This is a genomic window from Streptomyces africanus (assembly GCF_002150735.1).
GTDB lineage: Bacteria > Actinomycetota > Actinomycetes > Streptomycetales > Streptomycetaceae > Streptomyces > Streptomyces africanus.
Genome location: NZ_MUKA01000703.1, coordinates 1 through 852, shown reverse-complemented (window position 1 = coordinate 852; position 852 = coordinate 1). Strand labels below are relative to the sequence as shown.

The following is an 852-nucleotide window of genomic DNA, read 5'->3' as shown; positions in this document are numbered from 1 at the left end:
CGACGTCCTCTGCTCGCCCGGCGCGAGCCCGGGCGAGCAGAGGACGTCGGTCATCGCCGGTCCCCCTCGCTCAGTGAGTGGCCCGTGTCCGTCGTATCCGCCATGTTCGCCAGGTCCGCGGGCCGCATCCCGTCGATCTCCGCTCTGAGGCGGCGGCGGGCCCGGTGCAGCCGCATCGCGGCGGCGCGTCTGCCGCAGCCGAGGGCGATCGCCACCTCGTCGATGCCGAGTTCCTCCCAGGCCGTCAGGCGCAGCACCTCCTGGTCGGCCGCGGAGAGCCGGGCGAGTGCCTCGTGCACCCAGGCGCCGGGCGTGTCGGCCTCGGGGCCCGCCGCGATGTGCCGCCCGTGCGCGGTGTCGTCGTTGCCGAGCCGGTCGACGAGCCGGCGGCGGCGCCCGTGGCCGCGCACCGCGTTGGCCAGGCAGTTGCGTGCCACGCCGTACAGCCAGGGCAGCGGGGAGGAGGGCAGGTCGGCCCGGCGCCGCCAGGCGACCGTGAACACCTCCGCCACCACTTCCTCCACCTCGCCAGCCCGCCCGTCCAGTCGCCGCGCGACATAGCGGCTGACCGCCCAGTAGTGCTCGCGATAGGCAGCGGCGAAGATCTCGTCGTTGCTCATGTCCCGTTCGTGTCCGGCACCTTCTCGATCGTCACACCCGTTTCCGTGATTCTCGTCGCGTCGGGAAAGTGTGACGTCCGGGCGGGGCGCGGACACAGGCGGGGCATGAGGCACCTGAAGTGGCTGACCACCACGGATCACAAGACGATCGGCACGCTGTACCTGGTGACGTCGTTCGCGTTCTTCGTCATCGGCGGCGTGATGGCGCTGTTCATGCGCGCCGAGCTCGCCC

General features: G+C 72.2%; 1 protein-coding gene and 1 pseudogene. One reads left to right on the top strand and one right to left on the bottom strand.

What is annotated here, in order from left to right:
• Nucleotides 1–50: 50 nt before the first annotated feature.
• A complete protein-coding gene (locus tag CCL05_RS43545; protein ID WP_086565924.1) occupies nt 51–620 on the bottom strand; it encodes an RNA polymerase sigma factor in 570 nt (189 codons plus the stop codon).
• Nucleotides 621–668: 48 nt separating this feature from the next.
• Here CCL05_RS43545 and CCL05_RS47035 point away from each other — a divergent pair.
• Nucleotides 669–852, top strand: a pseudogene (locus CCL05_RS47035) (aa3-type cytochrome oxidase subunit I); the annotation flags it as partial.

Coding starts and splice junctions, on each gene's coding strand:
- CCL05_RS43545 (WP_086565924.1), bottom strand. CDS start 620: ATGAGCAACGACGAGATCTTCGCCGCTGCCTATCGCGAGCACTACTGG.